Origin of the sequence: Propionibacterium ruminifibrarum (assembly GCF_900289195.1) — a bacterium.
Taxonomy (GTDB): Bacteria; Actinomycetota; Actinomycetes; order Propionibacteriales; family Propionibacteriaceae; genus Propionibacterium; species Propionibacterium ruminifibrarum.
Genome location: NZ_OMOH01000003.1, coordinates 85,630 through 102,884 on the forward strand (window position 1 = coordinate 85,630; position 17,255 = coordinate 102,884).

General features: G+C 68.9%; 14 protein-coding genes, 1 tRNA gene and 1 riboswitch. Of the genes, 11 read left to right on the top strand and 4 right to left on the bottom strand.

Going from position 1 to position 17,255, the window contains the following annotated elements; genetic code table 11:
* Window positions 1-71: 71 nt before the first annotated feature.
* Window positions 72-1,364, bottom strand: coding sequence for a hypothetical protein (locus PROPJV5_RS04090; RefSeq protein ID WP_147385339.1), 1,293 nt, complete (start codon window positions 1,362-1,364; stop codon window positions 72-74).
* Window positions 1,365-1,614: 250 nt separating this feature from the next.
* A riboswitch (cobalamin riboswitch) is annotated at window positions 1,615-1,790 on the top strand.
* Window positions 1,791-1,846: 56 nt separating this feature from the next.
* Here PROPJV5_RS04090 and PROPJV5_RS04100 point away from each other — a divergent pair.
* From PROPJV5_RS04100 to PROPJV5_RS04115, 4 genes are all read left to right on the top strand, one after another.
* Complete coding sequence (locus tag PROPJV5_RS04100; protein ID WP_119715078.1) at window positions 1,847-2,884, top strand: ABC transporter substrate-binding protein; 1,038 nt, start codon at window positions 1,847-1,849, stop codon at window positions 2,882-2,884.
* A gap of 106 nt (window positions 2,885-2,990) precedes the next feature.
* Entirely contained in the window at window positions 2,991-4,028 is a 1,038-nt protein-coding gene (locus PROPJV5_RS04105) for an ABC transporter substrate-binding protein (RefSeq protein ID WP_119715079.1), read from the top strand.
* Entirely contained in the window at window positions 4,025-5,065 is a 1,041-nt protein-coding gene (locus PROPJV5_RS04110; protein WP_119715080.1) for a FecCD family ABC transporter permease, read from the top strand. Before PROPJV5_RS04105 ends, PROPJV5_RS04110 begins: the two co-directional genes overlap by 4 nt.
* A complete protein-coding gene (locus PROPJV5_RS04115; RefSeq protein ID WP_119715081.1) occupies window positions 5,062-5,865 on the top strand; it encodes an ABC transporter ATP-binding protein in 804 nt (267 codons plus the stop codon). Before PROPJV5_RS04110 ends, PROPJV5_RS04115 begins: the two co-directional genes overlap by 4 nt.
* A gap of 257 nt (window positions 5,866-6,122) precedes the next feature.
* On the opposite strand, the gene PROPJV5_RS04120 is transcribed toward PROPJV5_RS04115, so the two are convergent.
* Complete coding sequence (locus PROPJV5_RS04120) at window positions 6,123-7,085, bottom strand: GlxA family transcriptional regulator (RefSeq protein ID WP_119715082.1); 963 nt, start codon at window positions 7,083-7,085, stop codon at window positions 6,123-6,125.
* 109 nt (window positions 7,086-7,194) lie between these two features.
* On the opposite strand from PROPJV5_RS04120, the gene PROPJV5_RS04125 reads away from it, so the two are divergent.
* The 3 genes from PROPJV5_RS04125 to PROPJV5_RS04135 all read left to right on the top strand — a co-directional run bounded on the left by PROPJV5_RS04125 (window position 7,195) and on the right by PROPJV5_RS04135 (window position 9,077).
* A complete protein-coding gene (locus PROPJV5_RS04125; protein WP_119715083.1) occupies window positions 7,195-7,833 on the top strand; it encodes an isochorismatase family protein in 639 nt (212 codons plus the stop codon).
* A 96-nt stretch (window positions 7,834-7,929) separates the two neighbouring features.
* Window positions 7,930-8,229: a plasmid mobilization protein gene (locus tag PROPJV5_RS04130; RefSeq protein WP_119715084.1), complete on the top strand. Its 300-nt coding sequence runs from the start codon at window positions 7,930-7,932 to the stop codon at window positions 8,227-8,229.
* A gap of 374 nt (window positions 8,230-8,603) precedes the next feature.
* Complete coding sequence (locus PROPJV5_RS04135) at window positions 8,604-9,077, top strand: hypothetical protein (protein WP_147385340.1); 474 nt, start codon at window positions 8,604-8,606, stop codon at window positions 9,075-9,077.
* Between the two features lie 146 nt (window positions 9,078-9,223).
* Here the strand turns inward: PROPJV5_RS04135 and PROPJV5_RS04140 are convergent, their stop codons facing one another.
* Together PROPJV5_RS04140 and PROPJV5_RS04145 are read right to left on the bottom strand one after the other, a co-directional pair.
* On the bottom strand, window positions 9,224-10,468 hold the full coding sequence (locus PROPJV5_RS04140; protein ID WP_119715086.1) for a hypothetical protein: 1,245 nt from the start codon (window positions 10,466-10,468) through the stop codon (window positions 9,224-9,226).
* 188 nt (window positions 10,469-10,656) lie between these two features.
* Window positions 10,657-10,740: transfer RNA gene (locus PROPJV5_RS04145), tRNA-Leu, on the bottom strand.
* Between the two features lie 700 nt (window positions 10,741-11,440).
* Between PROPJV5_RS04145 and PROPJV5_RS04150 the strand changes: the two genes are divergently transcribed.
* The 4 genes from PROPJV5_RS04150 to PROPJV5_RS04165 all read left to right on the top strand — a co-directional run bounded on the left by PROPJV5_RS04150 (window position 11,441) and on the right by PROPJV5_RS04165 (window position 17,203).
* Window positions 11,441-13,081, top strand: coding sequence for an ABC transporter substrate-binding protein (locus PROPJV5_RS04150; RefSeq protein WP_119715087.1), 1,641 nt, complete (start codon window positions 11,441-11,443; stop codon window positions 13,079-13,081).
* A gap of 97 nt (window positions 13,082-13,178) precedes the next feature.
* On the top strand, window positions 13,179-14,348 hold the full coding sequence (locus PROPJV5_RS04155) for an ABC transporter permease (RefSeq protein WP_119715088.1): 1,170 nt from the start codon (window positions 13,179-13,181) through the stop codon (window positions 14,346-14,348).
* 1 nt (window position 14,349) lies between these two features.
* A complete protein-coding gene (locus tag PROPJV5_RS04160) occupies window positions 14,350-15,462 on the top strand; it encodes an ABC transporter permease (RefSeq protein WP_119715089.1) in 1,113 nt (370 codons plus the stop codon).
* Window position 15,463: 1 nt separating this feature from the next.
* The gene (locus PROPJV5_RS04165) at window positions 15,464-17,203 is read left to right on the top strand and encodes an ABC transporter ATP-binding protein (RefSeq protein ID WP_119715090.1); all 1,740 of its coding nucleotides are present in this window, start codon (window positions 15,464-15,466) and stop codon (window positions 17,201-17,203) included.
* Window positions 17,204-17,255 lie beyond the last annotated feature (52 nt).

Below are 17,255 nucleotides of genomic sequence, written 5' to 3' on the forward strand. Positions count from 1 at the left end.
GACGCCAGATGGCCGCCCGGGTCCGAGCCGGGCGGCCATCTGGCGCAGTGCCTGTCGAAGTGTCGAGCCGGTCAGCCCGTTGCGTTGGGCAGCCAGACGCTGGACCAGCCGATGAGCGGTTCGCCCCAGCCGGCCGACGGGGTGTCGAGCGAGATCATCCCGACACCGCCGTTCGCGGCGCCGTTGGAGTAGATCATGCCGTTGCCCGCGTACATGGCCACGTGCCCGAACGGGTTGCCCGCGGGGGTGCCGTCGTACCAGACGAGGGCGCCCACCGGGATGTTCGAGGTGTCGTACTGCATCTGGCCGGCGGCCATGATCGTGGCCGCGGCGTCCGTGGCGGAGTTCACGCCGGAGCTGGAGTAGCCGTAGAAGGCGGCGACCAGGGCCAAGCACATGTTGCCGTAGCGCATGTCACCCTCCATGGCCTGGGCCGTCGCGACGGCCTGGTCGACGCTGTACGGGGCGAGCTGCCCGGGCGCGATGTTCGTCGTCAGCCAGCTGGAGCCCGCCTCGACGTTCGCGCGGTTGGCCGCGGCGGCGGCCTCGGCGGCGGCTGCCGCGGCGGCCGCGTCACGGGCCTGGATCTGGCCGGCCAGGTCGCTGGCCTGGTTCTTCAGCGCATCGTTGCTGGCGACCGCCTGGTTGACGATGTCCTGCGCCGCGGCCAGGGCCGCCTGGTTGGCGTCGACCTTCTCCTGGACGGCTGCTGCGGCGTCGGCGGCGGCCTGCGAGGCCTCACGGGCCGCCGCGAGCTGCTCCACCGCGTTGTCGCGGGCGGTCTGGGCGTCGTTCTCGGCCTCCACCAGCGCGTCGCGCTTGGCCGAGAGCTCGTCGAGGGCGCTCTGGTAGGCCGCCACCTTGGTCTGGGTGGCCGAGAGGGACTGGTTTGCCCACTGGTAGCGGTTGCTGATCTGGCTGGTCGAGCCGTCGCCCACGAGGAGGGCGATGCTCGTCAGGCCGGTGTTCTGCTGGGCGGCCTGGCTGGCGACCGCGCCGAGTTCCTGCTTGGCGTCGTCGACCTGGGTCTGGGCGTCGTCGACCCGCGCCTGGGCGGCCTTCCGGTTGCCCTGGGCCGTGGACAGCGCCTCGGCTGCGGCGTCGGCGGCGCTCTGGGCCTCGCCCGCGGCCTGTTCCGCCTTCTCGGCGGTCTGCTGGGCTGCGGAGAGCTCGTCGCGGGATGCGGTGAGGGCGCCCATCGCCGCATCGAGCGCCGCATAGCTGTCGGAGACAGTGCCGGAGGAGCTGGTGATCTGGTCCTGGAGCGCGGCGTACTGGTCGTCCAAGTCATCGGCCCGCGCCTCGACGGCGCCCTGGGCCAGGAACATGACGGATACCACCGCGGCAGACAGTGCGGCTCGCACGGGACGCCTGTGTCGCCTCGTGCGAGAAGCCGTTCTCGAGTGGAGGGGAAGGTCCCGATTCACGGTTCTCTGCTTTCTGTTGTTCATGGGGGCGCCGGCAGCGGCCCGGCCGGCCCTCGTGGTCGCGGCGATCATGCGTCCATCCCCGCTGGTGGGCAGGGCGAACGACGACACGATGAGCGCCTGCGGCTCACGATAACTGCTGAGACTGTGAAGCGGAAACGCCCCGCGCCGGCGTGGCGGAAGAGGCTAAAATGCTGCCGTCATCGAGTGCTCGCAGGAGCAGGGAATCCGGTGCGAGGCCGGAACTGACGCGCAGCGGTATGGGTGACGCCGGGTCGGTGATCCACTGGGCAGGGCGCCTGGGAAGGACGGCCACGGCGGGTGATCCCGAGTCCGAAGACCGATCGGTGACGCGCTCCGAAGACGGGGCGCAGGCAACGGGTGCCGCGTACTCACCCCGACCTCGAAGGAGCACCGCCATGGGGCGGACCATTTCCCGTACCACCCGTGCCGGCGTCGTCGCCGGCTGCTTCCTGCTCGTCCTCGCGGGCTGCTCGTCGGGCTCGGAGGGCTCCGGTGACGCCTCGTCGGCGGCCAGCACCGCGGCCGGTTTCCCGGTGACGATGACCCGCTGCGGCCAGGAGCTGAGTTTCGACGCGCCGCCCGAGCGCACCGTCACCGTCAACCAGGCCTCCACCGAGATCCAGCTCGCCCTCGGCGTCCACGAGCACATGGTCGGCACCGCGGCCTGGTCCGATCAGGTGCTCGACGAGTACGCGGACGAGAACGCCGGCATCGAGCAGCTCGCCATGAACTACCCCTCGCTCGAGGCCGTGCTCGACAAGAACCCCGACCTGGTCACCGCGGCGTTCGAGTACACCTTCACCGACGAGGGCATCGCCGGCCAGGAGAGGTTCGCCGAACTCGGCGTCCCCGCGTACCTGCCCGAGTACGAGTGCACGATCGTCAACAACAACACGACCGGCGAGCACCTGGCGATGGACGACATCTACCAGGAGATCCGCGACCTGGCCGCCATCCACGGGGTCGTCGGGCGCGGCGACGAACTCGTCGCCGAACTGCAGGCCCGGATGGACGCGGCCGCGCAGACCGCCCGGGACGCCGGCTCCGAGGGCAGGAGCGTCTTCTACTGGTACTCCTCCAACGAGGCCCCTTACAGCGCGGGCGGGATCGGCGCCCCGCAGATCGCCGCCGACACCGTCGGCGTCACCAACATCTACGCCGACTCCGACCAGGAGTGGCCGCAGGTGACCTGGGAGGACGTGGCGGCCAAGAACCCCGACGTCCTCGTCCTCGGCGACCTCAAACGTGAGATGAACTCGGGCGACACCGCGGACGACAAGATCGCCTACCTCGAGTCCAACCCGGTCACGGCCCAGATGGACGCGGTGCGCAACAGGCGTTACGTCATCGTGCCCGGCTCCTCGCTCGACCCGTCGATGCGCACCGTCGACCTCACCGAGGCCCTGGCCGGCGTCCTCGCCGAGTCCGCCTGACCGTGCCCTGCGCCGAGCGTCCCGGACGGCCCGAGGGGCGCTCGGCGGCGGCCGTCACCGGAGACGGCGCCCCCACCCTGCGGGCCGGACCACAAGGAGGAACATCATGCGTATCCGCACCCCGCTCGTCGCCCTGGCCGCCGCCTCGCTGCTGTTGGCCCAGGGCTGCTCCGGCGGCGAGGCCGCCTCGTCGCAGGCGTCCGGCTCCGCATCGGCCGGGTTCCCGCTGACGATCACCAACTGCGGCCGGGAGCTGCACTTCGACCAGGCGCCCGAGCGCACGGTCTCGCTCAACCAGTCGTCCACCGAGATCCAGCTCTCGCTCGGCGTCGCGGACCAGATGGTCGGCACCGCCACCTGGACCGACCCGGTGCTGGAGAACCTGGCCGAGGACAACGAGAAGATCGAGCGGCTGGCCGACAACAACGCCTCGCTCGAGACGGTGCTGTCCGTCAGCCCCGACTTCGTCTCGGCCTCGTTCCCCAACACCCTCGACGACACCGGCTCCGGCTCGTACCAGACCTACGCCGACCTCGGTGTGCCCGCCTATCTCGCCCCGAACCAGTGCGAGAAGGGCGACTCGGGCAACGGCGACTCCGAGAAGTCCAAGCTGCTGGAGATGGACGACATCTACCAGGAGATCCGTGACCTGGCCGCCATCCACGGCGTGCCCGACAAGGGCGACGAGCTGGTCGGCTCGCTGCAGGACCGCCTCGACGCCGCCATCTCCGACGCCGGCGCCTCCGACGGCGACGATGTCACGGCGGCCTTCTGGTTCGCCAACTCCGAGTCCCCCTACGTCGCCGGCGGCACGGGCGCCTCGCAGATGATCTCCAACGACCTGAGCGTGACGAACGTCTACTCCGACGACGCCAAGGAGTGGCCGCAGGTGAGCTGGGAGGACCTGGCCGCCAAGAACCCCGACGTCCTGGTCATCGGCGACCTGACCCGCAAGTCGCAGACCGCCGAGACCGCCGACGCCAAGATCGAGTACCTCAAGTCCAACCCGGTCACAGCCCAGATGGACGCGGTCCGCAACGAGCGGTTCATCATCGTCGCCGGCGGTGACATGAACCCGTCGATCCGCAACGTCGACCTCGCCGAGAAGCTGAGCGCCGGCATGAAGCAGTACGGGCTGCGATGAGCCCACGAGGCGCTGCCCGCACCGGCCGACTCAACGCCGGGCTCGTCACGGCCGCCGGCGTCATCCTGCTCGCCGTCTCGGTGGTCACGGCCATCACCTTCGGCCCGGCCGACCTCACGATGGGCCAGGTGTGGTCGGTGCTGGCCCACGAACTGCACCTGGCCGGCGACCCGGGGCTGACGGCGCTCGAGGAGGCGATGGTCTGGCAGCTGCGCCTGCCGCGGGTGCTGCTGGCCGCCGCGTGCGGCGCCGCGCTGAGCATCTGCGGCGTCATCATGCAGTCGCTGCTGCGCAACCCGCTGGCCGAGCCCTATCTGCTCGGCGTCTCCTCCGGGGCCTCGGTGGGCGCCGTCGTCGTCCTCGTCATGGGCGTGGGGACGACGCTGGGTCTGTCGGGCGGCGCCTTCGTCGGCGCCCTCGCCGCCTTCGCGATCATGCTCACCCTGGCCCGGCTGGCCGGCGGCACGACGGACAAGATCGTGCTGTCCGGCGTGGCCGTCACCCAGGGCTTCTCGGCGCTCACCTCGTTCATCATCATGGTCGGCGCCGACGCGAACACCACGCGCGGCGTCCTGTACTGGCTCATGGGTTCGCTGGCCAGCGCCTCCTGGGCCGACGTGGCGCAGACCATGGCGGCCTTCGCCGTCATCATGGTGCTGGCCATGGGCATGGCCGGCTCGCTCGACGCCTTCACCTTCGGCGAGCGGCAGGCGGCGTCGCTGGGCGTGGCGGTGATGCGCACCCGGGTGAGCCTGCTCGTGCTCGCCGCGCTGCTCACCGCCATCGTCGTGGCGTCCAGCGGCGCCATCGGCTTCGTCGGCCTGGTGCTGCCGCACATGGCCCGCATGCTCGTCGGCACCCGACACCGCGGCGTGCTGCCGGTCTCGGCGGTGCTAGGAGCGATCTTCCTGTTGTGGGCCGACACGATCGCCCGCTCGGCCTTCGCCCCGCTCGAGGTGCCGGTCGGCGTCATCACCGCCATGGTCGGCGTGCCCGTGTTCGCGGCGCTGCTGGCCCGCAGGAGGGGATCACGATGAGACTCGAGGCGAAGGACGTCACCTGGTCGGCGGGCGGCACCGTCATCATCGACGGCATCGACGTGACCGCCATACCCGGGCACGTGCTGGGCCTGCTGGGCCCCAACGGGGCCGGCAAGTCGACGCTCATGAACGCCCTGGCCAGGCTCGTCACGCCCGACCGCGGCGAGCTGAGCCTGGACGGTCGCCCCTATGCGCAGTGGGGCCGCCGCGAGATGGCCCGCACCCTGGTGGCCGTGCAGCAGCAGGCCGGCACCGACCAGGACGTGATCGTCGCCGACGTCATCGACCTGGGCCGCATCCCGCACCGCAGCCGCTGGGCCGGCGTCAGCAGGCACGACCGCGAGGTCGCCGCCCGGGCCGCGCGCCTCACCGGTGTCGAGCACCTGATGCAGCGCCACTGGCAGACCCTGTCCGGCGGCGAGCAGCAGCGCGTGCAGCTCGCCCGGGCCTTCGCCCAGGAGGGCCGCATCATGCTGCTGGACGAGCCGACGAACCACCTCGACATCGCCCACCAGCTCGACGTGCTCGACCGGGTGAGGGCAACGGGGCTGACCGTCGTCGTCGCCCTGCACGACCTGAACCTCGCCGCCGCCTACTGCGACGAGGTGCTCGTGCTCAAGGGCGGGCGGGCCGTGCACTACGGGCCGCCGGCGCGGGTGCTCACCGCCGAGGTGGTGCGCGACGTCTACCGGGTCGAGGTGCGTGTGCTGCACCCCGACCCGGACGGCCCGCCCCTGTTCCAGTACCTGCGCGCCGACATCGACACTGGTGGGAAGGACACGCCGACGCCCGGGTGAGGAGGGCCGTGCCGAGGCCGCCGTCAGGAGGCGCTGCCGAGCCGCGAGGTGTCACCAATCCTGGAGGCGGTAACACCGAACCCGAGTTTGGTGTCACCTCCCAGGGCATGTTGCCGCGTGAGCCGGCGGCGGGTTCGGAGGACCCGAGAAATGTCCTCGCCCGTATGCGGTCCGGCCTGGAGTCGCCGGCTTCGTTCCTCGGGTGCGGGGTCTTGCTCGGCCGGCGGCATTGGGTGAGAGGATTCCCGGGGAAGCGGCTACTGCTGGTCGGCCGGTGGTTCGGTGAAGCGCCGGCGGTAGGCGGTCGGGGTGGTGGCGAAGGCCGCGGTGAAGCGTTGCCGGAAGGTGATCGGGCTTGCGTACCCGCATGCGCGGGCGACACGGCTGATGGGCCAGTCGGTGGTCTCCAGCAGACGGCGGGCCTCGTCGAGACGGCACGACCTCAGCCACTCCCCGGGGCTGACGCCGAACTCCGCCTGGAATCGGCGAGCAAGATGACGCGGACTCATGTTTCCGACGTCGGCCAGGTCCTTGACGGTGACGGGCTGGTCGAGGTGTTCCTGAACCCACGTCACCACGGTCCCCAGCCCGCCGTCGGCAGTCGATCTCGCCATGGGGCGGGTGATGTACTGGGCCTGGTCCCCCTCACGGTGAGGCGCGATCACCAGACGCCGCGCCACCGTGGCGGCTGCGGCGGATCCCAGGCGGTCGCGCACCATGTGGAGGCATGCGTCGAGCGCGGCCGCGGTTCCCGCCGAGGTCACCACATCGCCATGATCGATGTACAGCGCTGTCGCGTCGACCTCGACGTGGGGGTGTGTTTCGGTCAGACGATCGGCGGCGGCCCAGTGCGTGACCGCGCGGCGTCCGTCCAGCAGGCCACTCTGCGCGACCGGAAACGCGCCGAGGCACAGCCCGACGATGACGGCTCCCGCCCGATGAGCCCGCCGAATCAGTGAGACCAGGGCTTCGGATGCGTCCGGAAACTGCGCAGGCCATGAGCAGAACACCACCACGTCCGCCGCAGCCACGGCCTCCGCCCCGGCAGGCTCGGGCAGGGCGAGGCCCTCGGCGGTGCTGATCGGTTCACCGTCCTCACTCCATGTCACGGTCTTCCACTCGGCCAGCCCGAGCCGGGCCACCTCGCCGAAGACGGCGAGCGGAGCCGCGAGGTGGAACAGCCTGATGCCCTCGAACGCGTGCACTGCGATCCGCGTCATGTCCCGATCCCATCGAACAGTGTCATTTCGGACACTCGCGATGCTACGCAGTCCCCAGGAATGATCGATTCAGCAGAACCAGTAGTCGACCAGGAGCAGCACCGCACTCATGACCTCACCTCGCCGCGCACTCGTTGTCATCGACGTTCAGCAGGAGTACTTCTCCGGCCCCCTTGAGATCCATTACCCGGCACGCGATGAATCCCTGGCGCGCATCCTCAGTGCCATCGATGCCGCCCAGACGCAGCGCCTACCGATCGTGGTCGTACGGCACGAGAACCCGGTCGGCGCCGCGGCCTTCGCGCGCGGGTCGACGGGCGCGGAACTGCACCCCGCCATCGCGGCGCGGGTGCGCCCCGAGTGGAAGCAGATCACCAAGCACTACGCCAGCGCCTTCGACGGCACCGATCTGGCCGACTGGTGCCGGCGACATCGCATCGACACCCTCACCCTCACCGGCTACATGACGGGCAACTGCGTCCTGGCCACTGCGGCCTCCACCGCCCCGCACGGGCTCACCGCCGAAGTCCTGTCGGACGCCACCGGGACCACGCACCTCGCCAACGGCGTCGGCGGTATCTCCGCGCGCCGGCTGCACCAGACCCTCATGGTCCTGCTCCACTCCAATCTCGCCGCGGTCACGACGACCCGGGACTGGGCGAACGCTCTCGAAACGGGAACGGCCAGCACGAGGAGCAACCTCGTCGCCTCGGCCGCGGCGGGAGAGGGGCAGGCAAGTCGAGGGTGAGAAGGGGTCGTGCCGATCCCGCCGCCAGGAGGCGCTGCTGAGCCGCGAAGTGGGACCAGTCCCGAAGGCGGCAACACCAAACCCGAGTGATGACCGATGAACATCGAGGAACTGATCGCCGTCGAGGCCGAGGCCGCCGAGCAGAACAGGGACGCCCCGCTCCGAACCGGGGCGCGGGTGACGCGGGGCAATGGCCGGGCGAAAACCCTTCAGATCAGGCTCAATCCCGAGGAACTGGCTGCTCTGACTGCTCTCGCCGAGGAGCGTGGGCTTCCCGTGTCCACCCTGGCCCGGGACATGCTCCTGCGAGAACTGGCCGCGGGGTCCGATGACCCGCGAGCGGTCCTCGCCCGTATGCGCTCCGGTCTGGAGTCGTTGGCGTCGGTCGTTGGCTGAGGGGTCCCGCTCGGTCTGCGGCGTACGGGTGAGCGGATTCCCGGGAGAGTGGCTACCGCTCGTCGGTCGATGGTTCGGTGGGGCGATCACCAGGCGCCGCGCCATCGCAGCGGCTGAGGTAGTCCCCCAGCGGTCGCGCACCATGTGGCGGCAGGCGTCGAGCGCGGCCGTGGTGCCCGCCGAGGCCACCCGCCGCCGTGGTCGGGTGAACGGCAGAGGCGCCAAGGGTTGTGCAAGACTGTTTCACAGAATTCGAATGCGGTGACCGTTGTCCGAGACGAAGAGCGTTGCACGGCCGCCAAGGGGGTTGAAGAGTGGGACGAGCAGGCGAGAAGAAAAGACGATGGGCTCCGGCGCTCCCTGTCGCTGGGCTGATGATTGCCGTCATCGCATTTGTCGCTGACGAATTTTATCCAGAAGGCAGGTATAAGGCTTTATTCTTCTTGTGTCATGAACTCGGAGTGCTTCTCGTCATCATCTCAGCGATTGTCGCCGTCATTTCAGGCGGCGCGGCCATGCGGACTCGCAGAAGGATCGTGCTGAGTGCCGGCGCGGCCCTGATGGCCGCCTATCTGGTGGTGGCCACGGCATTCTGGTGGGCTCTCGGCGGGCATTACGATCTCAACCGGCTGAAGTATGACGACAATTGGATCATCGGAAGGAATATTGCCGAGGTTGAAGAACGGTACGGCGATGCAGAGGAATGGGGCAGCCATAGCTACTGCTATACCCTTTATCGGGATGAAGCGGCGATCATGCCCTCGCACAGTGTCATGTACTATGTCATGTACACCGATGACAGTGGCGTGGTGACGGAAATCAAAGAGCGCCATCGCCCTGGTGAATGATTCACTCGTGAGGCGGATGGAATTCCATCGCGGGTCCGGACTCGGACCCCTGCGTGTCATGTGCGGCTTGTTCGCCTTGCCCATGGAGGGAGTAGGACAGTCGGCCGCAAACGCCGTCCTGTGGGGGTCCCGAGAGGGCTGCTGGGTCAGCCCGCGTCCTGGTCCACGGGAGTCTGCCCCGGCGCCTCGGCCCGTGCCCTGCCCCTGAAGTCCCGGACGAACGCCCCCAGTGCGATGAGACCGATCATGATGCCGGCGGACCACAGGAACTGATCGTCGCCGATGTAGGCGCCGCCCTCCTGGCAGGTGTTGAGTGCTTTGAGGAGCCACAGCGGGTCGTGAGAATGCGACTGGAAGGTCTCGGTGGAGCAGTCGGTGATCTCCCGGTCCGATATGCCCGACGCCAGCGTCCGGAGGATGTTCGCCGGGGAGAAGCCGATGCGCGTCATCGAGACCAGGAGGACGATGAACACGAGAGGAGCCACGAGCCGCCGGACGACGAGGTTCTCCGCCTTGTGGCACATCCTCGTGAGGGAGACGAACAAACCGATCGTCACCCCGATGATCGCGGACGCGGCGGGGATGTCGACGAGAATTCTGGGGGTGAGGGACATGGACTCGTCATCGTGAATCGTCAGGAGGAATGCCGCGGCGGGTACGAGCGCCGCCGTGAGGAGCCCGGCCGCCGTCCCGATGCCGGTCCCCTCGGCGATGGCCCGGACGGTCGCCCGCAGGTCGAGGCCGACGGTCAGCGTCCGGGAATAGGTCAGGACCGCCATGAAGAGGATCGTCAGGACGAGTGTCGTGGTGAGGCACGAGGCGATGGCCAGGCCGTTGTATCCGAACTCTGCTCCAAAAGTTGCCCGGGAGAGACTGGGGCTGCTCTCCACCGTCCACACGAGAAGGATCGCGACCAGGACCGGGGAAAGGATCACACTCAAGAGGTAAGCCCGGATGAAGGTCTGAGGTTCGAGTAATTTCTCCAGCGAATGCGGGCCGATGTTCAGCTCGCCCCACCCGTGTGGTGCGATGATCCGGTTCCCCCGGCGGAGGGTCGTCCGGGTCCTCGCCGCCGTCCGGCGCGCCCAGCGCAGCGGGAGGGATCGGATCGGGGCCCCGTCGTTGCGCTGAACACTTCGCAGCAGCCGTGACACGCTCAACGTGATCACCGCGGCGCACGAGCACACCAGGAGCATGACCAACAGCGTTGTGGTGGACGCGACGGGGGCGAGGGGGATGAGTGCGGCGCCGACGCACCAGGCGATGACCTCGGTGATGGCCTTCACGGCGGACAGCACCGGGTGCGTCCGTCCCGGACGGCGCAGCCACCCGGTGAACCGGGCTCCGCCGAGGACGAGCAACCCGATGCCAATGATGATGAGGCCTGCCATGCGTCTCCAGGGTCGTCAGGTGGGTGTGGATGATTGTTCAGCGCCGGCCCCGGGGTGAAGAGGCCCGCCGTGCCGTCGGCGCGGCGTGTCTGGCGGGAGCACGCGCCGCCTCGTGCAACGGACCCATGCTCGCCCGGCGTGACAGAAAACCCCTGGCCAACCAATGGTTGGCCAGGGGTCTCGTGCTGTGCGCGAGAGAGGAGTTGAACCTCCACGCCCTAAACGGGCACTGGCACCTGAAGCCAGCGCGTCTGCCATTCCGCCACTCGCGCAACGCCGCCATGCGGCAACCCGAACAACATAGCACAGCATCCCCAGTGCCCGGCAAACCGGTTCTGCTCGAAGGCCGGCCGTGGGCCGTGACGGGGCGGGCGGGTGCGGGGTGCGCCGACGAGCGGCATGTCCTGCCTCGAGGATGAGCCCCTACCGGTCTGGCGCCAGTGAGTCGCGCCGGGACTTGGGGGAGGGGGTGCACGGAGGTCGCGCACGGGCCGGATGCGGGCACTGCGGGTGAGAGCCCTCCTGGCTTTCCGCGGGGGGGTCCGAGAGCTGTCCGGCGGGCGCTGCGTATGAGGGTGTCCTCGGGGGCTCCGTGGGGTGACGTCCTTGGTGTCTGCGTAGGGGGCGAGGGGCGTCGGAGCGGTGACCGGCTTGTTCCATTCCAGACTGGTTGGAGGGCGGGGGCTGGCCTGGAATTGTCATTTCCATGGCAAGGAATGCGAAACCACATTCCAGTCTCACTCAAAAGAATCTCACGCCGAGACCCTTTCAAGCTGAAGAATCTGCTGTGCAGAACCAGATAATCGCGTGAGGGGAACCTGAGTTTCGGGTGGGCGGCCTCGATTCGGTTGGCGGCGGGCCGTAATCTTGTGACTTGGCGGGGTGCCCCCTAGGGGTACCCAGTGCTCACGTTGCCCTGTTCTTTCAGGCTGCATCACCCTGATGCGCCACTGGATCGTCGAAGGTGAAGACATGATCTCTCTCACTCGCCGTAACGTGCTGCAGGTCTCCGGCGCGGCCGCCGCTGCCGCCGCCCTGGCCGGCTGCGCCCAGACCTCCGACAGCTCGTCCGGTTCCGGTTCCGCCGCCTCCAGCGACGGCATCACGATCGGCACCACCGACAAGGTGACCAGCCTCGACCCTGCCGCCCAGTACGACCACGGCTCGTTCGAGATCATCTCGAACGTCTTCCCGATGCTCATGAACGTGCCGCTGGGGGCCACTGACGGCACGCCGGAACTCGACGTCGCCGAGTCCGCCGAGTTCACCTCGCCCACCGAGTTCACGGTCAAGCTGCGCAGCGGCCTGAAGTTCGCCAACGGCCACGACCTCACCGCCGAGGACGTCAAGTTCAGCTTCGACCGCCAGCTGTCCATCAACGACCCCAACGGCCCTGCGAGCCTGCTGACCAATCTCGATTCCACCGAGGTCGTCGACGACCTGACCGTCGTCTTCAAGCTCAAGGTCGAGAACGACCAGACCTTCGCCCAGGTGCTCATGAGCCCCGCCGGCCCGATCATGGACAGCGAGACCTTCCCCGCCGATTCGGTCATGAGCGACGAGGACATCGTCGCAGCCCAGCCCTTCTGCGGCCCCTACGTCATCGCCGACTACTCCAAGAACCAGCTCGTCAACTTCACCAAGTGGGACGGCTACACCGGCACCATCGACGCGCCCCAGGCCGACTCGATCACGCTGAAGTACTACTCCGAGGCCGAGAACCTCAAGCTCGCCGTGCAGCAGAACGAGATCGACGTCGCCTACCGCAGCCTGACGGCCACCGACATCGAGTCCCTGCGCTCCAGCGACGGTCTGACCGTCTACGAGAGCCCCGGCAGCGAGATGCGCTTCATCGTCTTCAACTTCGACACCATGCCGCACGGCGCCCAGAGCTCCGAGCCCGACACCGCGAAGGCCGCCGCCGTCCGGCAGGCCGTCGCCTCGGTCATCGACCGGGATGCGATCGCCGAGGACGTCTACAAGGGCAGCTACACGCCGCTGTACTCCTACATCGTCCAGGGCTTCGCAGGCTCCACCGAGACCCTCAAGAGCGCCTACGGCGACGGCAACGGCGGGCCTGACACCGACAAGGCCAAGCAGATCCTCTCCGACGCCGGCGTGAGCACGCCCGTCACCCTGAGGATGCAGTACAACCCCGACCACTACGGCACGAGTTCGGCCGACGAGTACGCGGCCATCAAGAACCAGCTGGAGGCCACCGACCTGTTCACCGTGGACCTGCAGTCCACCGAGTGGGTGCAGTACAACAAGGACCGCGTCTCCGACGTCTACCCCGTCTACCAGCTCGGCTGGTTCCCCGACTTCGCCGACCCCGACAACTACCTGACCCCCTTCTTCGGCGCCGACAACTTCATCCACCAGCACTACGAGAACACCGAGGTGCAGGAGCTCATCACCGCCGAGGCCACCACGCAGGACGAGGCGTCCCGGGAGCAGATCCTGTCCGAGGTGCAGGAGAAGCTGACCGCCGACCTCCCGACCATCCCGTTGCTCCAGGGCAAGCAGATCATGGTCGCCAACAGTTCGGTCTCCGGCTGCGAGAACGCGATGGACATCGTGTCCAAGCTGCGCCTGTCGGCCCTGAACAAGTGACCCATCCCGTCCAGGCGAAGATGCCCGTTCGGTCCTCCTCGCAGGGCCGGCGGGCATCTTCGCCGCATTCGCTCCCACTCACCGCGAGGAAGGCCTCATGAGCCACACCGAAGAACCCGATCCCGACGAGGCGGTGGCGGCCGACGTCGCCGAGGCCGTCGCGGACGCCGAGACGAGTACGGGAGAGTCGGCGCGATCCTCGGTGCCCGTCGCAACGGCCAAGGGGGCCGGTGAGAAGCGACGCCGAGGCGGGCTGAGCCGCTACATCATCACGCGCTTCCTGCTCATCTTCCCGACGATCTTCATCCTCGTGACCGTCGTCTTCTTCCTCATGCGCGTCACCGGCGACCCGATCACGGCGGCCCTCGGCGGACGCCTCACGCCCGACCAGCTCGCCCAGCGGGTGCACGAGGCCGGCTACGACCGGCCGATCCTCATTCAGTACCTCGACTACCTGGGCGGTCTCGTACGCGGCGACTTCGGCACCACCTACACCGACAACATGCCGGTGCTCTCGGTGCTCAAACAGTACGGCTCGGCCACCCTCGAACTCGTCCTCTTCTCCCTGGTCATCTCGCTGCTCATCGGCCTGCCGCTGGGCCGTCTCGCGGCCGCCAAGCGCGACAAGTGGCAGGACGCGGTCCTGCGCATCTTCGCGATCCTCGCCTACGCGACCCCGGTCTTCTTCCTCGGCCTGCTGCTCAAGCTCGTCTTCGCCGTCAAACTCGGCTGGCTGCCCGTCTCGGGCCGGATCAGTGCGAGCGGCGAGGGGACGATGGGCCGGCTGCTCAACCCGTCGCCGTTCTACCTGGTCGACGCGATCAGGCTCGGCAACGGCCCCCTCATCGTCGACGTGCTCAGGCACGCGGTGCTGCCGTCGGTGGCCCTCGGCCTGCTCAACGGCGGCGTCTTCCTGCGCCTGGTGCGCACGAACGTCATCGGCACCATCGACCGCCAGTACGTCGAGTCGGCGCGCTCGCGCGGCGTGCCCGAACGCCGCCTGGTCACCAAACACGCCATGCGCCCCGCGCTCATCCCCATCATCACGGTGATGGGCATGCAGATCGCCCTCATGCTCGGCGGCGCCGTGCTCACCGAGACCACCTTCGAATGGCGGGGCCTGGGCTTCATGCTCGCCCAGTACATGACGGCCCGCGACTACGTCGCCGTGCAGGGCATCGTCATGCTCATGGCCGTGATCGTCGCCCTGGCGAACTTCATCGTCGACGTCATCGCCGCGCTGATCGACCCGCGAGTGAGGTACTGAGATGTCCCAGACCACAACCGTTGTCGCCGAGGGCCCCAGCCGCGCCCCCTGGTACCTGCGCCTGCCCGTCATCGCCGACCTGCGCCGCTCCGTCGGCCTGCAGCGCGGCATGCTCATCGTCGGTCTCGTGCTCACCGCCCTCCTCGTGCTCACTGCCATCTTCGCGCCGCTCATCGCCCCCTACGGCTTCGCCGCCTCGGCCGCCGACGGCGTCGGCTTCGGTACCCAGCAGGCGCCGAACCCGACGAACCACTGGGGCACCACCGTCGCTGGCTACGACGTGCTCAGCCGCGTCGTGTGGGGCGCCCGCACGGCCGTCCTCACGATCATCACCTCGGTCACCATGAGCTTCGTCATCGGCGTCCTGCTGGGCCTGGTGTCCGGGTACGTCGGTGGCTGGTTCGACCGCATCTGCACGATGATCACCGACGCCGTCTACGCCTTCCCGTCGCTGCTGCTGGCCATCGTCCTGTCGATCGTCATCTCCGGCGGTCAGTCCAGCGCGGCCGGCGGCATCATGAGTGCGGCGATCTCGATCACCGTCGTCTACGTGCCCCAGTACTTCCGCGTCATCCGTGCCGAGACGGTGCGCCTGAAGGCCGAACCCTTCGTCGAGGCCGCCCGCGTTACCGGCGTCCCCGTGCGCCGCACGCTGTTCGGCCACATCCTGCGCAACGCCACGCGCACCCTGCCGCTGATCTTCACACTCAACGCCTCCGAGTCGATCCTGACCCTCGCCGGCCTGGGCTTCATCGGTTTCGGCATCGAGCCGTCCAGCGCAGCCGAGTGGGGCTACGACCTCAACCGCTCGATGACCGACGTCACGAGCGGCATGTGGTGGACCGCCATCTTCCCGGGCCTGGCCATCGTGCTCTCCGTGCTCGGCATCACCCTCATGGGCGAGTCGATGAACGACCTGAACGACCCGCGCCTTCGCCGCCGCCGGGCCCCGAAGAAGACCAGGGCCGCGGCACCAGCGGCCCGCGCCGCCGAGCCAGGCGCCCCCGCCCGGGCGGAGGCCCCGACCGGATCGGCTTCGAGCGGCCCCGCCGGCGACGGGCCCGAGGGGCCCGCCCGCGCGGCCGACGACACGGACGACACGAAGGAGGCATGAGATGACAGGCGAACCCGGCACCGATCTCACCTCGCACCGCTTCGGCACCGGCGAGCCGCTGCTGCAGATCAAGGACCTGTCCATCAGCTTCGCCACCGACCGCGGCGACGTCCCGGCCGCCCGCGGCGTCAACCTCGTCCTCGACGAGGGCGAGATCCTGGCCATCGTCGGCGAGTCCGGGTCCGGCAAGACCGTCACCGCCCGCTCCGTGCTCGGCCTGCTGCCCGAGACCGCCACCACGACGGGGGCGATCCTCCTGCGCGGCCAGGACGTCGTGACGATGAGCCGCGCGCAGTTGCGCAGGGCCCGGGGCGCCGACGTGTCCATGGTCTTCCAGGAGCCGTCCAGCGCCCTCAACCCGGTGTACCCGATCTGGTGGCAGCTCGGTGAGGGGCTGCGCGCCCACGACCCGAAGCTGACCAGGGCCCAGCTCAAGGAGCGGGCCGTCGAGGCGCTGCGCATCGTCGGCATCCCCGACCCCGAGAACCGCATCAACCGCTACCCGCACGAGTTCAGCGGCGGCCAGAAGCAGCGCATCATGATCGCCATGGCCCTGGCCCTCGGCACGAAGGTGATCATCGCCGACGAGCCGACCACCGCCCTCGACGTCACCGTGCAGGCAGAGATCCTGCAGCTGCTGCGCGACGTGCGGGACAACTACGGCGCATCGATCATCCTCATCACCCACAACATGGGCGTGGTGGCCGACCTGGCCGACACCGTCGCCGTCATGCACGACGGCGTCATCGTCGAACGCAACACCGCCCAGGAACTGTTCGACAACCCGCAGGACCCGTACACGAGGACGCTGCTCGCGGCCGTGCCGCGCATCGGCGCCGCATCGGCCTCGGGCCGGATGAGCGAGACCGACCGCGCTGAACTCGCCGGCCACGAGGTCATCGTCGAGGCCAGGGGGCTCGAGGTCACCTATCCCGGCCGGCTCGGCACCAAACCCTTCCGCGCGGTCCGTGGCATCGACTTCACGATCCGCGCCGGCGAGGTCTTCGGGCTGGTGGGCGAGTCCGGCTCGGGCAAGACGACGACCGGACGAGCCATCGTCGGGCTGGAGGAGACCACCGGGGGCTCCCTGACGGTCTTCGGCTACGAGATGCGGCGCTTCCGCGAGCGCACCTTCAAGCCGCTGCGCAAGGACATCGGGTTCGTCTTCCAGGACCCCGCCACGAGCTTCGACCCCCAGCTGACGATCGGCGCGTGCATCGCCGAGCCGCTCCAGGTGCACGCCAGGGACCTGCCCAGCGCCGAACGCCGCCGCCGCGTCCACGACCTGCTCGAGGCCGTGCAGCTGCCGGCCGCCTATGCCGACCGCTACCCGCATGAGCTGTCCGGTGGCCAGCGCCAGCGTGTCTCGCTGGCCCGCGCCCTCGTGCTGCGGCCCAGGCTGCTCATCGCCGACGAACCGACCTCGGCACTCGACGTGTCGGTGCAGGCCACCGTCCTGGAGCTCTTCCAGCAGCTGCAGGCAGAGTTCGGTTTCGCCTGCCTGTTCATCAGTCATGACCTGGCCGTCGTCGACATGCTGGCCCACCGCATCGGCGTGCTCTACCACGGCCGGCTCGTCGAGGAGGGCATCGGACGGGACGTGCTGCAGAACCCGCAGCACCCCTACACGAAACGGCTCGTCGCCTCGCTCCCGGTGCCCGACCCGGCGGAGCAGGCGAGGCGCCGTGAGGAGTTCCGCATCCTCGACGCGCAGCTGCCCGCCGCCGACGAGATGGGCTGAACCGGGCCCGCACGGCCGTCATCGGGCGCAGGGGCACCCGCCTACCGGTCTC

Excerpts from the sequence above, each read along its gene's own strand:
- PROPJV5_RS04115 (WP_119715081.1), top strand. The coding sequence starts at position 5,062 with ATGAGACTCGAGGCGAAGGACGTCACCTGGTCGGCGGGCGGCACCGTC.
- PROPJV5_RS04120 (WP_119715082.1), bottom strand. The coding sequence starts at position 7,085 with ATGACGCGGATCGCAGTGCACGCGTTCGAGGGCATCAGGCTGTTCCAC.
- PROPJV5_RS04125 (WP_119715083.1), top strand. The coding sequence starts at position 7,195 with ATGACCTCACCTCGCCGCGCACTCGTTGTCATCGACGTTCAGCAGGAG.
- PROPJV5_RS04135 (WP_147385340.1), top strand. The coding sequence starts at position 8,604 with ATGATTGCCGTCATCGCATTTGTCGCTGACGAATTTTATCCAGAAGGC.
- PROPJV5_RS04150 (WP_119715087.1), top strand. The coding sequence starts at position 11,441 with ATGATCTCTCTCACTCGCCGTAACGTGCTGCAGGTCTCCGGCGCGGCC.
- PROPJV5_RS04110 (WP_119715080.1), top strand. The coding sequence starts at position 4,025 with ATGAGCCCACGAGGCGCTGCCCGCACCGGCCGACTCAACGCCGGGCTC.
- PROPJV5_RS04100 (WP_119715078.1), top strand. The coding sequence starts at position 1,847 with ATGGGGCGGACCATTTCCCGTACCACCCGTGCCGGCGTCGTCGCCGGC.
- PROPJV5_RS04155 (WP_119715088.1), top strand. The coding sequence starts at position 13,179 with ATGAGCCACACCGAAGAACCCGATCCCGACGAGGCGGTGGCGGCCGAC.
- PROPJV5_RS04160 (WP_119715089.1), top strand. The coding sequence starts at position 14,350 with ATGTCCCAGACCACAACCGTTGTCGCCGAGGGCCCCAGCCGCGCCCCC.
- PROPJV5_RS04165 (WP_119715090.1), top strand. The coding sequence starts at position 15,464 with ATGACAGGCGAACCCGGCACCGATCTCACCTCGCACCGCTTCGGCACC.
- PROPJV5_RS04105 (WP_119715079.1), top strand. The coding sequence starts at position 2,991 with ATGCGTATCCGCACCCCGCTCGTCGCCCTGGCCGCCGCCTCGCTGCTG.
- PROPJV5_RS04130 (WP_119715084.1), top strand. The coding sequence starts at position 7,930 with ATGAACATCGAGGAACTGATCGCCGTCGAGGCCGAGGCCGCCGAGCAG.
- PROPJV5_RS04140 (WP_119715086.1), bottom strand. The coding sequence starts at position 10,468 with ATGGCAGGCCTCATCATCATTGGCATCGGGTTGCTCGTCCTCGGCGGA.